Source organism: Exiguobacterium alkaliphilum 12/1, from assembly GCF_000714435.1.
Taxonomy (GTDB): Bacteria; Bacillota; Bacilli; order Exiguobacteriales; family Exiguobacteriaceae; genus Exiguobacterium; species Exiguobacterium alkaliphilum.
Genome location: NZ_JJMW01000017.1, coordinates 1 through 13513 on the forward strand (window position 1 = coordinate 1; position 13513 = coordinate 13513).

Sequence of the window (13513 nt, forward strand, 5' to 3'; positions counted from 1 at the left end):
GAAGTGTTGCGCTTAATTTGACAAACCGTCCCAAAAAAATAAAAAACTATTTGGCCGGGCATGTCGAGAGATGGTCGTTGACGAGACCGGTCGCCTGCAGATGGGCATAGACGGTCGTCGGACCGAGAAACTTGAATCCCCGACGCTTCAAGTCTTTACTGAGACGCTCGGACAGTTCGGTCACGGCGGGAATCTCTTCGACAGAACGCCATTCGTTGCGGACCACTTGATGATCGACGAACGACCAAATATACGCATCGAACGAACCGAACTCGGATTGGACTTCGAGGAAACGTTTGGCGTTGTTGATGGACGCCTCGATTTTACGCCGGTTTTTGACGATGCCCGTGTCTCGCATCAAACGTTCGACATCCTCTGCCGTGAAGGCGGCGACACGGTTGACGTCGAAATCGGAATAGGCCGAGCGGTACTGCTCACGTTTTCGTAAAATCGTCAGCCAGCTCAAGCCGGCCTGCGCGCTCTCGAGCGTCAAGCATTCGAAATGCTTCTGGTCATCGTGCACCGGTTTCCCCCATTCTTCATCATGATAGCGGACGTAGAGCGGGTCGGTCCCGCACCACGGACAACGCATGGCTTCATTCATTCGTCTCAGTCCTTCCAACGTTTACCTATAGTGTAACACGTTGAACCGGTTTTCGAATGCGACGGCGGGGTATAATAGCGAAGAGTGGAGGGTGATCAAATGCGTGATTGGATGATTGGGATCATCGAACAGTTCGGATATGTCGGCATCGCGTTCATGATCTTTATCGAGAACGTGTTCCCGCCGATCCCGTCAGAAGTCGTGCTCTTGTTCGGCGGTTTCTTCGCCGTAAAGACCGACTTGATGATTTGGCTCGTGATCGTCGCGGCCACGGTCGGGGCGATCGCCGGGGCCGTCTTGTTATATGGCATCGGTTTATATTTGGATGTCGAACAGATTGAGAAGTGGACGAAAAAGTATGGGAAGTGGATTCGGCTCGATCTCGACGACGTGCATAAGGCGGATGCCTGGTTCGACCGGTATGGGGGATGGATGGTCTTTTTCGGTCGGCTCATGCCTGTCGTCCGTAGCTTGATCTCGCTCCCGGCCGGCATGTCGAACATGCCGTTCGTCAAGTTTTTACTGCTCAGCACGGCCGGGACGCTCATCTGGAACTCGATTTTAATCTTTATCGGGATTCGGGTCGGGGAGAACTGGGAATCGATACTCCGTTACCTTGACGTTTACTCATACGCCATCTATGCGTTGCTCGCTGTCGGCCTGATTCTGTACTTCATCTGGCGGAAGCGCCGAAAACAAAAGAAATCGAAACAAGCCTCTTCGTTTTGAAAACAAAAAAACGGCTAGACCGGGTGCTCCGAAGAGCGTACGGTCTAGTCGTCTTTCTTTTGATTCGGTCTCATCTTTTCAATCGTCTGTTCGGTCTTCTCCGCTAACCGTTCCGAGAAACGGAACAAGACGATTCCGATGATGGCCGAGACAAAGATATAGAGACCGACGAACAGGTTGATGGCACCGTTCGATAGTGCCGTGAACAAAATCGAGAACTCCCCGCGCGGAGCGAGCGAGAAGCCAGCCTCGTTCGCTTGGACGCGGCTCAGTCCGTACATCCGCCCACCGATCCGTCCGACGATCCACTTCGACAACACGCCCCAGACGATCAACACGAAAAACAGCGCGTTGATGATGACCCCTTGTTCGAGGTTGATGGAAATCCCGAACGAGATGAAGAAGATCGGTAGGAACAAATCGCGAACCGGCACCGTCAAACGCTTCAACGGACGGATATCGTGGATGCCGGCGAGCATGATGCCGGCGATGAATGCCCCGAGAATCTCGGATAGGCCGAACACCATCCCGATCCCTGCGAAAAAGAGAATCAATCCGATTAATCCGATGCTCGCGTCGTCTTGACGGAGCAAATGTTTGACCGTCCGTGGATGGCGCGTCACGAACTTGATGCCGAGGAACAAAAGAACACCGAAAACGAGGAAACCGACGAACACTTTTCCGACGTCGCTGAACACAATCGGTTCATCTTGAATGATGAACGGTGCAATCGTCAAGAGGAGCGGGGCAAAGATATCCTCAAAGATGAGTAGCGCAAGCACGAACTCTTTAATATTTTCATGCTTATGCTGATGGCGCTCGAGTAGCCGTGCGGATATCGACGAACTCGTCGCATACAACACCGCGCCAATCAAGAACGCTTGTGGGACGTCAAGACCGAACGCAAGCGCAATCAACATCGAGACACCGAAGGCGAGACCGATATCGAGGACACCGGCCTTCCATACTTGCCGCATCCGCTTTGTCAGCTCGTTTATGGGAAACTTGAGGCCGAGCAAGAAAAACAACAAGACGATGCCGATCTCACCCGCAATTTTGAACACTTCGTTACCGTCCCAAAAGAAACCGACGATGACGCCGATTCCGATGAACGCAAGAATGCTTGGAAAGAATAAACGCTCAATCAAAAGGCTGACGATGGAAATGAGGGCGAGTGCCGCGCCAAGGAAGATAATGATGTTGATGTCAAGATTCATGCGCCACCTCCTTCACGGGTGAACAGTGGAATCCGGTTCACTCTTTCGGCCATTGATATTCCATCCCGACGGATTCAGGACGCGAGTAATCAAAACCGAAATGCCGATACAGCCCATCGGCCGGGATGTCCGCAATCAGGCTGATGATTGCCGTCTCGTCCGCTTCTCGCAAAATCCATTCCATCAGATGTTCCATGATGAGCTTACCGAGCCCGAGCCCTTGGCAGTCCGGGTCGACGACGATATCGACGAGGTGGAACACCATCCCCCCATCACCGACGACACGCCCCATGCCGACCATCTCATCGTTCAAATATAGGCAGACGCCGAACAGCGTATGGGCGAGCCCTTTCTCGGTCGCCTTGTCCGACCGTTTCGGCATGCCGGCTTTGACGCGTAAGCGCTGATGTTCTTTCGGAGACGGCGTCTCATGCTTCACGTTGACTTCATTGACCATGTTTAAATCCCCTTCCACACTAGATGAAATTATTTTCCCGATATATTGACTCGATAAACCTTGATTTGTGAAGGACAACTTCTCCATAATGAGACCGTATGAAAGCAAAGGAGGGGGACTATGCTAGAGAAACAATCGATTTTACCGGCGATCCGTGACATGCGGGATTTAGAAGTGTTTTTGGCGAGCGATTTCGTCGTCGGGGTGTTGCTTGAAATCCATATCGCGAGACTCGATGCCGTCTTTCGACTCTTGTCCGAGCATGGGAAGAACGTGTTCATCCATTTGGATTTGATTCAAGGGATGAAAGCGGATGAGTATGCGACCGAGTTCGTCTGCCAGACATATCGTCCGTATGGGATCATCTCGACGAAAGGGAGCGTCATTTTGAAGGCGAAACAAAAGCAAGTGAAGACGGTGCAGCGACTGTTTCTCATCGATTCGAGCTCGCTCGAGCGAAGCTATCGGATGATTGAACGCACTCGGCCGGATTATATCGAAGTGCTGCCAGGGCTCGTCCCGAAATATATTCGTGAGGTGAAGGCGCGTACCGGCATCCCGGTGTTCGCCGGAGGCTTGATATCGACCGTAGATGAAGTCGAGGCGGCGCTTTTGGCGGGCGCATCGGTCATCACGACGTCGAATCGCACGCTTTGGGATGGACGCTACGTCTCAAAATGAGCATGGCGGGTATAGACAGAGGAAGGAGGGGACCAATATGCAAGAAACGATGATCATTACGGGAATCAGCCAAGGGATTGGAAACGTCTTGGCGCGTTCGTTTTCAAAGGCGTATCGCGTCATCGGTCTCGATGTGGGGGATGACCCGCAACTGAGTGGTGTGACGTTCATGCAAGTGGATTTGGGGGATCACGAGGCGGTGGCCGAGACGTTCGCGGCGATTGGCGAACAGTTCGGACCGGCCCATGTCCTCATCAACAACGGTGGGGTGTCCTCGCTTGAGACTCCGATGACCGAGCTCGACGTCAAGACGTTCAAACACGTGATCGATGTCAACCTCGTCGGGACGTTCGCCTGCGCCAAAGCCTTTTTGACGCTGAACGAGAACGCGGCATACGGCCGTATCGTAAACGTCGCCTCGACACGGGCACTCCAGAACGAACCGGATTGGGAAGCGTATGGCGCATCGAAAGGGGGCATCGTCGCGCTCACGCATTCGATGGCCGTCTCGCTCGCGGGACGTCCCGTCACGGTGAATGCGATTAGTCCCGGGTGGATTCACACGTCGGACGAGGTTCTACGTGATATCGACCATCGCCAGCATCCGTCTGGGCGGGTCGGGACACCGACCGATATCGTCCGAGCCGTCACATATTTGATTGACCGTGACAACGATTTCGTGAACGGGCACAACTTGATCGTCGACGGGGGCATGACGAAAAAGATGATTTATGAACCTTGATGTATTAGGACTATTACCCTAAATTTTAAAGCGCTGCATGCGTGAATATACCTACCGACGGGTATGTTACGGATGAAGCGCTTTTTCTAATACGAGGAGGGGTCCCGATGCATCGATTGGTTGAGGAGGCACTCAGATTCGCGGCCGCGCGACATGACGGTCAATTTCGTAAAGGATCACGTATCCCATACGTGACACATCCGGTCGCGGTGGCGATGATCTTGACCGAAGACCACCAACCGGTACCGGTCGTCGCGGCAGCGTTACTGCATGATGTGCTCGAAGACACGTTCACGACGAAAGATGAGCTCCATGAACAGTTTGGACCGGAAGTCGCACGGCTTGTCGAAGCCGTCTCTGAGCCGGATAAGAGCCTGCCTTGGGAGCAGCGGAAGCAGGCGATGCTCGAACGTATCCCTTCGCTCGAGTACGATGAGATCGCCTTACTCGTGGCGGACAAGTTACATAACCTCCGCTCGATTCGGCTCGATATCGATGTAGTCGGAAAAGGGGTTTGGTCGCGGTTTCGCCGGCCGCTACGTGACCAGTCATGGTACTATCATGAACTGTTAGAGGCGCTCCGACCGTTCCAATCGACGTCAGGACTCATCGAAGTGTACGAACAAGAGTTGAATCGTTTGTTTTACGGGACAGAAACGGAGCGCGTGCTTAAACTTCAAAAATTGTCTACCGTCGTCACGAACGGCTTCCAAGAAGAGGATTGGGTGCAAGAGGCTCCGACGCTCTATCAGACCGCTTTCGAGTTGGACGAGACGATGAGCGTTACTGAACGAAGTGACAGAAGTGGCGGTGATGACTCCATTTTGAAAGGGTTGACCGAGCTCTCGTATCGGACGGCATTGACGAGCGAAGACATCGTGAGATTGACGAAGTGAAACGATTGTCATCCGGGACGAACCGTGCTATAGTCGGGTTGAACATAAGAAGGGGAGTAGCGACCACGTTCGTGGTCGGTGGGTCGTCATTACAGTGCAACGCACTCGGTCCATCGAGCTTCTTTTAGTCCGCAAGACCTTTTTATGGATGCTTTTTTGGCGTCCGTAAAAAGGTCTTTTTTGACGTTTAAAATCGAGGGGAGAAAACGCAATGGTATTTGTTTATTTTTTACTCGCGGCCGCCATCACGGTGTATGCAGCGATCAAACTGTCGACGTATGCAGACGTCATCAGTGAGAAGTCATCGATGGGAGGCGTCCTCGTCGGAACGCTTTTACTCGCAGGCGCGACGTCGCTACCTGAGGTGACGACGAGTATCTCGGCGGTCATGATCAACAACCCGGATATCGCCGTCGGGAATATGCTCGGCTCAAACTTGTTCAACATCTTCATCTTGGCGATGTTCGACCTGTATTTCCGTCAAAAACGCCTGTTCAACGAAGCGAGCCGCGACCACTTGTATACGGCTGGGCTCGGTCTCTTATTGACGGTGCTGACGATGATCGCCCTCGTCGTCCGTATCGATTTGACGTTTATCGGCATCGGGGTCGACGCCTTGTTGATCGCCGCCTTGTACGGGATTGGGATTTATTATATCGGCAAGCGGCCAAAAGCGCCGACGGCGACACCTGAAGTCGAACAAGAAGTCGTCGTCAGCACGACCGAGTCGATTACCGTGAAACGGGCCGTTATCGGTTTTGCCGTCGCCGCCCTCGTCATCATGGCGGCAGGAACGGCGCTTTCCATCTCCGGTGACCGAATCGCAGTCGTGACCGGCCTCGGCTCGAGCTTTGTCGGCAGCTTCTTGATCGCCGCCTCGACTTCGCTACCGGAAGCGGTCGCCGTGTTCGTCGCTTTGAAACTTCGAAACGTGAACTTGGCGTTCGGGTCAATTTTAGGGAGCAACATTTTCAACATGGTCATCATCGCCATGTCGGACGTGTTCTATCAGAATGGATCGATTTTGGCGGATGTCTCGGCGTCGCACTTGGTCACAGCCGTCGGCATCACGATTTTGTCAATCTTGGTCATGTATAGCGTGCTTCGCAAAGACGTCACGTCGAAAGTTCGTTATATCGTCCCGTCTGTGCTCGTCGTTCTCGTCTACTTCGTCTCGTCTTACCTGATTTTCATTGGTTGATGACACGGTCGCTCTTGCGGCCGTGTTTTTTTTCATTGAGGCGTGACCGGGCATTTACGTGGGTATAGTAGGAGGGAAGGAGGGGTGACGATGCAAATGCATTCCGTTGAGCGGTTGAGTGAATACGTCCTCTTGATTCCCGCTTATAATCCCGATCAGGCACTAGTTGAATTGGTGCATGCGTTGAAACAGGAAGGTTTCCTCCACATCGTCGTCGTCAATGACGGGAGTGCGGAAACGTGCCGACCTGTGTTTGAGGCCATTGAGCCGCACGTATCTCGGCTTCTTGAGCATGAAAAGAACGCAGGAAAAGGTGCGGCCTTGAAGACCGGCATACGGTACATCGTCGACCACTACCCAGAGACGTTAGGCGCCATCACGGTCGATGCCGACGGCCAGCATTTACCGTCCGACGTCCACCACGTCTACAGCGAAGGCGTCCTCTGGCCGCATCATCTGATTATGGGGTGTCGCGATTTTTCAGGGGAAGCGATTCCGTTTCGAAGCCGGTTCGGTAATCAAGTGACACGCCTCGTCATGACGATTGGGAGCGGACTTCGTTTGAAAGACACCCAGACCGGCCTTCGGGCCATCCCGGTCCGCTATGCGAGACAGTTGCTCGACGTCCCTGGCAACCGTTACGAGTTCGAGATGAACATGTTGACGTTCACGAAGCGGATGCACGTCCCGATTCATCAGACACCGATTCAGACCGTCTATGTGGACGAGAACGCCTCGTCGCATTTTCGTCCGGTCATCGACTCAATCTTGATTTATCGTATGTTTCTCGCTTATTCGTTATCATCTGTTGCATCGTTTTTAATGGACATCGGCGTGTACGCGCTATTGATTTTCCTATTGAATCCTTGGTTCGATACGGCGCACGTCATCGTCGCGACCGTCGTCGGTCGAGTCGTCTCGTCCTTATTCAACTATTTCGTCAACCGGAAAGTCGTCTTCAAATCGAAAGCGAGACGGGCGATGGTCAAGTATTTTGGCCTCGTCGGGGCACAGATGGCGGTCTCCGCTGCCCTCGTCTATGCGCTCTTCTTCGTCATTCGAGACGGCGAGGTCATCTTGAAAGTCGTCGTCGACAGCTTCTTGTTTATCGCCAGTTACTATGTACAAAAACGCTGGATTTTCAAACGATAAAGGCCCGACAGTTGTCGGGCCTTTATCAGTAGGCGAGCTTTCCGATTTTAACGGACGTATAGCGATGAAGCTCGCGCGGGTCGGCGATGCCGGTCTTCATCATCATGTCGCGCATGAGGAGCGCACAAACCCGTGCGTCCTCGGCAGCGTTATGATGCAGGAACGGCTCGTTCAAATACTCGGCCATCGTGTTCAGCTTATGGTTCGGGAGCTGGGGGTACAACTTACGGGACAACTTGACCGTACAGCCATACTCGATGCTCGGGAACGTATATAGGTCATATTTGGCGATCGCTTTTTTCAAAGCGCCCATATCGAACGAGGCGTTGTGGGCCATGACGAGATCGACCTTTTGGAGCGTCGGATAGAGCAGTTCGAGCACCTTGGGCAGTGTCGGGGCATCCCAGACATCGCTCGGCCGAATGCCATGGACACGGATATTCCCTTGGTCGAAGTCTTCTTCCGGGTTGACGAGAAGCTGGTTCGTCTCGACGACCTCGCCGGCGTAAAGCAAGCTCCAGCCGACCGAACAGATGCTTCGGCTGTCACGGTTGGCGGTCTCGACGTCGATGGCTAAAATAGAATGTGACATAATCGTTCCTTTCTTCTTACGAATTGAATCCACAAAAAAAGTCTAACATAACGTTAGACTGAAAAGCGATTAAGCGGCTGCTAAATTGCGGCATGCTTCGGCACAGCGGAGGCATGCCTCGGCGCATTGTTGGCAGTGGTCCATCTGATGGCGACCACATTCGACGGCGCACGTGTCACACACTTGCGCACAGAGGGCACCGATTGGTTTCGCGAACGCCGAATCGGTCTCGAGTGCGTTCAAGGCGAGGGCGCAGACGTCGGCGCATTCGCGCGTCAAGCGAATGCATTCTTTCACCATCAATACGTCTTCTTCTTGTAAACTTTTTGAAAAACAATGATTGCTCGTCCGCATGCAGTCGATAATCGCTGAAATCGTCTCTTCAATTGATTCCCGGTCCATGATAAGTCCCCCTTAGCAGAATAATGTATCTTCAAATCATTACCCGATACCGTATCGCTTAAACCGCGCCGGGACGACAAAAAAAGTCACTTCACGAAAGTGAAGTGACCTAGTAATGGAGCATAGCGGGCTCGAACCGCTGACCTCCACGCTGCCAGCGTGGCGCTCTCCCAGCTGAGCTAATGCCCCGTTCGAAAATTATTATATCATCCTAGTAAAACGTTTGGCAATGCCCTTTTTCAAAAAAGATTCAAAAGTTTAAACCGTTGACGCAATGGGAAAATCAACGATGATGTTATATTACGAAAGCAGGTGAATCATATGGGCATGATTTTATTGGCATTGCTTCCGGCACTCATGTGGGGGAGTATCCCGCTCATCGTATCGAAAGTCGGCGGGAAGCCGATTCAGCAGTTAATCGGGACGACGATGGGTGCGATGGTCATGGCGTTCGTCATCTTTCTCGTCTTCAATCCGGAGTTCACGACCCTTGCCGTCGTCACCGGATTCATCTCCGGAATCTTTTGGGCGCTCGGACAGTATCTTCAGTTCCAATCGTTCCAAATCTTGAGCGTCTCGAAAGCGATGCCGATCAGTACCGGGATGCAGCTCGTCGGAACGTCGCTCTTCGGGGTCATCGTGCTCGGGGACTGGGAGACGTCGACCGAGCTCTGGCTCGGATTTTCGGCGCTCGTCTTGATTATCATCGGGGCGACGATGACGTCGTATCAACAGAAGAAAGACTCGGATAGCGCCGGGGCGTTGAAGAAAGGTCTCCTCGTCCTCCTCGTCTCGAGTCTCGGGTATGTGACGTACGCCGTATTGACGAACTACTTTGAAGTCGACGGCATCACGGCGATCGTCCCGCAATCGGTCGGGATGTTCATCGCGGCGCTTCTCTTCAGTCTTCGTGAGAAGGACGTGAAACGGTTCGATCCGAAGACGTTCAAGAACATCTTGGCCGGGATCGCCTGGGGGATCGGGAACTTCGGTCTCTTCGTCTCGAGTGGAGAGGTCGGGGTCGCCACGTCGTTCGCCTTGTCGCAACTGAACGTCGTCGTCGCGACGCTCGGCGGGATTTATCTATTGAAAGAAGAGAAGACGTCGAAAGAGCGCGTCTTCGTCTTTATGGGCATCGGGCTCATCGTCGTCGCCGGCTTCATGCTCGGGATTGCGAAAAGTTGAAAGACGGGCGATTGCCCGTCTTTCATGATTGCCAAGCCACGTCGATGAACGCGTCTCGTCCAGATTTCTTCCGGTCTGCTTTATAGTGGTCCGGATTTTTTTTGTGGAAATCCTGATGATACTCTTCGGCCGGATAGAACGTGTCGGCCGGTAAAATCTTTGTGACGATCGGATCCTTAAATCGTCCGCTCGCGGCGAGTTCGTCGCGACTCTGCTCTGCTTTCACGCGTTGTTCCTCCGAATGATAGAAAATGGCCGGCGCGTATTGGCTGCCGCGGTCTTGGAACTGGCCGCCGTCATCAGTCGGGTCGGTCTGAATCCAATAGAGCTCGAGCAAACGTTCATAAGCGAACAGCGACGGGTCGAACGTGATCTCGACGACCTCGTAATGCCCGGTCGTGCCGGTCTTCACTTGTTCATACGTCGGATCGTCGACGTGTCCGCCCGTATAGCCGGATACGATTGATTCGATTCCGGGCTGTTCCTCGAACGGGGTGACCATGCACCAAAAACAGCCGCCCGCGAATGTTGCTTTTTCCATAAAAAACTCCCCCTGTACACGTATTGTCCAAATAAAAACGCCCATGTCATCGACATGAGCGTTCTGTCATATCGTCCAAGGCAAACGCCTTGCTGGAAGTAGCACCTTGCCGAAGCAGGTTGCTGTGAAGTCATAGAGCCAGGTCTCTCGTTCACTCAAGATATCGATATGTAGTTGGTGAAAGCATCATACCATCTGTCCGAAAGTGTCGTCAACGATTAGGTTTTCGCCGAAGTTGCAGCAACGTGGCCCCGACAATCAAGACGACGAGGACGATGGAGAGCGGTAGCGTATACGGGGCCTCCCCGGCATAGAGCTGTAAGAAGAACAAGACAAAGACGGACAACAAGACGAGTACGTACGAACGGTTCATAGTAACCTCCCTTTTTTTTCAGTTTACCAAGTTACACATTCGTTGGCGAACGAAAACAGGAAATCAAGTGGAAATAGCGAATACGAACGAGTGAGCAAAGGAGGAATCAACATGACTGAACCAAACCCATTTTTCGAACTCGATATCGAGACCGCCCATCTCGGATATAAGGAAGGAACGTTCACCGCGCGTGACGTGACGGCCTATTATTTGACCCGAATCGCCGCATTGAACGACAAGCTGAGAGCGGTCATTCAAGTGAACCCGGACGCTCTGTTCGAGGCCGAGGCGGCCGACCGGGCGTTCCGACGTGGTGATCGCTTGCCGCTGCTCGGCATTCCGGTACTGATTAAAGACAACGTCGAGACGGCCGGTCAGATGAAGACGACGGCTGGGGCCGTCGCCCTCGCGCATCACTTCGCCGGCCGAGACGCCCACCTCGTTCAAAGTTTACGCGCGAGCGGGGCCATCATCCTCGGGAAAGCGAACTTGTCCGAGTGGGCCAACTTTTTGACCGAGGGGATGCCGAACGGCTGGAGCGGGGTCGGGGGCCAGACGCTCAATCCATATGGGGACAAGCTCGATGTCGGCGGGTCGAGTTCAGGTTCGGCGTCCGCGGTCGCGGCGAACATGACGCTTCTCGCCGTCGGCAGCGAGACGAGCGGCTCGATTATCCATCCGAGCGTCCATAACGGCATCGTCGGCATCAAGCCGACCGTCGGTTTGATTAGCCGGAGCGGCATCATTCCGATCTCTCGGTCGCAGGACACGGCCGGCCCGATGGCACGAACGCTCCGGGATGCGGTGCTTGCCCTTGAGGCGATGGTCGGGGAAGACCCGGCTGACCCGGCGACGACGCACCTTCCGGCCGGTCCGCCGTATCGGACGTGTCTCGATGAACGCCAAACGGTCGGGATGCGCGTCGGGATCGTCAAGATTGATCTGTCGGAAGAAGAACAGGCGCTCTATGATGAGGCGATCGCCTTGCTGAAACAGAGCGGCATCGAGGTCGTCACTGTCGAACTGCCGTCGACAACATCGCTCGACCAAGGCGATATCCTGTATCATGAGTTTAAGCTCGGAATCGAGGCGTATCTAGCCTCGACGACGCTCTCGTATAAGACGCTTTCGGATTTGATTAACTGGAACAGCAGTCATCCGGAGACGATTCCGCACGGACAGAAGACGTTCGAGAAAGCGGACGAACAATCGGGCCGCTTGATTGAGGCCACCTATCTGACACGTCGCCTCGACGACGTCCGTCACGCCAAGACGGACGGCATCGACCGACTGTTGGCCGAGCAGGCGCTCCATGCGCTCGTCTTACCGCATGACCACAATTATGACATGGCCGCGAAAGCCGGGCATCCGACGATCACGATTCCGTATGCCGTCAAACAGAGCGGCGCTCCGTTCGGGTTGTCGTTCACGGGGACGAGTTACGCGGAGCGCGATTTGATCCGCATCGCCTACGCGTTCGAACGTCATGTCACGCGGCCGCTTCCGCCGTTGTAAGAACGTTGCACCCTTCGACGCGGTCCGCTACAATGGGAATTATGCGGATTGAAGAAAGGACAGATTGCAATGAAACCATCTATATACGGGCTGACGTTTGATCAGCTGACGGACGTCTGTGTCGATTTTGGATACAGCGCCTACCATGCGAGACAGATTTGGGACTCGCTCTACATCGACCGGGTCAAGTCGATGGATGCCATCAACGTGCGTGAGGAAGTGAAAACAGCGCTCGCGGAGCGTTACGTCATCTCGACACAAGAGTTGTTCGTCAAACAAGAGGCGGGCGACGGGACGGTCAAATTCTTACTTAAACTCCACGACGGCCACTATATCGAGACGGTGCTCATGCGTCACAAATATGGTCGTTCGGTCTGTGTCACGACACAAGTCGGGTGCAATATCGGGTGCAGCTTCTGTGCGAGCGGTCTGTTGAAGAAGACACGCGATTTGACGGCAGGCGAAGTCGTCGAGCAGATCATGACCGTGCAACATTACTTGGACGAAGTCGGGGAAGGAGGCCGCGTCAGTCATATCGTCGTCATGGGAATCGGGGAGCCATTCGACAACTTCGATCACTTAGTCGATTTCCTTCGTGTCGTCAAAGACGAGCGCGGTCTCGCCATCGCGCCGCGGAAAATCAACGTCTCGACGAGTGGGCTCGCCGATAAGATTTACAAGTTCGCCGACCTCGATTTGCGCATCAACTTGGCGCTGTCGCTCCACGCGCCGAACGACGCGCTCCGGACACAGATCATGAAGATCAACCGGGCGTTCCCGCTCGACAAGCTCATGCCGGCCATCCGCTATTATGTCGAGAAGACGAACAAGCGAATCACGTTCGAGTACATTCTTCTCTCGAAAGTGAACGACTTGCCGGAACATGCCGAAGAGCTCGCCGACTTGATCGCGGACATCAAAGACAAGTCGTACGTCAACTTGATTCCATACAACCCGGTCAACGAGCATATCCAATATGAGCGCAGTACGTCGGAGGACATCATGGCGTTTTACGACATTTTGAAGAAACGTGGCGTCAACACGGGTGTCCGTCTCGAACATGGGACCGACATCGATGCGGCCTGCGGACAGCTCCGCAGCAAGCATATGAACGTGGAAGGTGCCAAATAAGTCGATTCTCCCGCTAACCTCAGCGGGAGTTTTTTTGTTGACGTCCGGACGCAGGACAGGATAAACAATTTTCAGAAATAGGACTAGAGACGTCC

The 13513-nt window shown here is 53.7% G+C and carries 16 protein-coding genes, 1 tRNA gene and 1 riboswitch; of the genes, 9 read left to right on the top strand and 8 right to left on the bottom strand.

The genetic code is table 11. The features are described from left to right. Window positions 1–46 precede the first annotated feature (46 nt). Window positions 47–604: a DNA-3-methyladenine glycosylase I gene (locus tag RT52_RS02485; RefSeq protein WP_034814896.1), complete on the bottom strand. Its 558-nt coding sequence runs from the start codon at window positions 602–604 to the stop codon at window positions 47–49. Between the two features lie 99 nt (window positions 605–703). On the opposite strand from RT52_RS02485, the gene RT52_RS02490 reads away from it, so the two are divergent. Continuing rightward, window positions 704–1333 carry a DedA family protein gene (locus RT52_RS02490; protein ID WP_034814898.1) on the top strand — a complete coding sequence of 210 codons (630 nt, stop codon included), beginning with the start codon at window positions 704–706 and terminating at the stop codon, window positions 1331–1333. A 44-nt stretch (window positions 1334–1377) separates the two neighbouring features. Here RT52_RS02490 and RT52_RS02495 read toward each other — a convergent pair whose 3' ends face one another. Both RT52_RS02495 and RT52_RS02500 read right to left on the bottom strand, forming a co-directional pair. Further along, a complete protein-coding gene (locus RT52_RS02495) occupies window positions 1378–2550 on the bottom strand; it encodes a cation:proton antiporter (protein ID WP_034814900.1) in 1173 nt (390 codons plus the stop codon). Window positions 2551–2587: 37 nt separating this feature from the next. Next, window positions 2588–3007: a GNAT family N-acetyltransferase gene (locus RT52_RS02500; protein WP_034814902.1), complete on the bottom strand. Its 420-nt coding sequence runs from the start codon at window positions 3005–3007 to the stop codon at window positions 2588–2590. Window positions 3008–3127: 120 nt separating this feature from the next. On the opposite strand from RT52_RS02500, the gene RT52_RS02505 reads away from it, so the two are divergent. The 5 genes from RT52_RS02505 to RT52_RS02525 all read left to right on the top strand — a co-directional run bounded on the left by RT52_RS02505 (window position 3128) and on the right by RT52_RS02525 (window position 7679). Continuing rightward, window positions 3128–3688: a glycerol-3-phosphate responsive antiterminator gene (locus RT52_RS02505; protein ID WP_034814903.1), complete on the top strand. Its 561-nt coding sequence runs from the start codon at window positions 3128–3130 to the stop codon at window positions 3686–3688. 37 nt (window positions 3689–3725) lie between these two features. Then, entirely contained in the window at window positions 3726–4430 is a 705-nt protein-coding gene (locus RT52_RS02510; RefSeq protein ID WP_034814904.1) for an SDR family NAD(P)-dependent oxidoreductase, read from the top strand. A gap of 107 nt (window positions 4431–4537) precedes the next feature. Then, window positions 4538–5326 (top strand): HD domain-containing protein, encoded by a 789-nt coding sequence (locus RT52_RS02515; RefSeq protein ID WP_034814905.1) that lies wholly within the window; start codon window positions 4538–4540, stop codon window positions 5324–5326. A 211-nt stretch (window positions 5327–5537) separates the two neighbouring features. Further along, entirely contained in the window at window positions 5538–6527 is a 990-nt protein-coding gene (locus tag RT52_RS02520; protein WP_034814906.1) for a sodium:calcium antiporter, read from the top strand. Between the two features lie 90 nt (window positions 6528–6617). Beyond that, window positions 6618–7679: a bifunctional glycosyltransferase family 2/GtrA family protein gene (locus RT52_RS02525; RefSeq protein ID WP_051690249.1), complete on the top strand. Its 1062-nt coding sequence runs from the start codon at window positions 6618–6620 to the stop codon at window positions 7677–7679. 25 nt (window positions 7680–7704) lie between these two features. Here RT52_RS02525 and RT52_RS02530 read toward each other — a convergent pair whose 3' ends face one another. From RT52_RS02530 to RT52_RS02540, 3 genes are all read right to left on the bottom strand, one after another. Then, complete coding sequence (locus tag RT52_RS02530; RefSeq protein WP_034814907.1) at window positions 7705–8271, bottom strand: 3'-5' exonuclease; 567 nt, start codon at window positions 8269–8271, stop codon at window positions 7705–7707. 69 nt (window positions 8272–8340) lie between these two features. Continuing rightward, window positions 8341–8673: a four-helix bundle copper-binding protein gene (locus RT52_RS02535; protein WP_034814908.1), complete on the bottom strand. Its 333-nt coding sequence runs from the start codon at window positions 8671–8673 to the stop codon at window positions 8341–8343. A gap of 116 nt (window positions 8674–8789) precedes the next feature. Further along, a tRNA-Ala gene (locus RT52_RS02540) sits at window positions 8790–8862 on the bottom strand. A 132-nt stretch (window positions 8863–8994) separates the two neighbouring features. Between RT52_RS02540 and RT52_RS02545 the strand changes: the two genes are divergently transcribed. Next, window positions 8995–9858: a GRP family sugar transporter gene (locus tag RT52_RS02545; protein WP_034814909.1), complete on the top strand. Its 864-nt coding sequence runs from the start codon at window positions 8995–8997 to the stop codon at window positions 9856–9858. Between the two features lie 22 nt (window positions 9859–9880). On the opposite strand, the gene msrA is transcribed toward RT52_RS02545, so the two are convergent. Next, complete coding sequence (msrA, locus tag RT52_RS02550; protein ID WP_034814910.1) at window positions 9881–10399, bottom strand: peptide-methionine (S)-S-oxide reductase MsrA; 519 nt, start codon at window positions 10397–10399, stop codon at window positions 9881–9883. A 66-nt stretch (window positions 10400–10465) separates the two neighbouring features. Further along, window positions 10466–10566: riboswitch (SAM riboswitch) on the bottom strand. Between the two features lie 44 nt (window positions 10567–10610). Continuing rightward, the gene (locus tag RT52_RS16435; protein WP_034806550.1) at window positions 10611–10772 is read right to left on the bottom strand and encodes a hypothetical protein; all 162 of its coding nucleotides are present in this window, start codon (window positions 10770–10772) and stop codon (window positions 10611–10613) included. 111 nt (window positions 10773–10883) lie between these two features. Here RT52_RS16435 and RT52_RS02560 point away from each other — a divergent pair, with 111 nt between their 5' ends. Together RT52_RS02560 and rlmN are read left to right on the top strand one after the other, a co-directional pair. Then, the gene (locus RT52_RS02560; protein WP_051690250.1) at window positions 10884–12287 is read left to right on the top strand and encodes an amidase family protein; all 1404 of its coding nucleotides are present in this window, start codon (window positions 10884–10886) and stop codon (window positions 12285–12287) included. A 69-nt stretch (window positions 12288–12356) separates the two neighbouring features. Then, window positions 12357–13418, top strand: coding sequence for a dual-specificity RNA methyltransferase RlmN (gene rlmN, locus RT52_RS02565; protein WP_034814967.1), 1062 nt, complete (start codon window positions 12357–12359; stop codon window positions 13416–13418). Window positions 13419–13513: the final 95 nt, after the last annotated feature.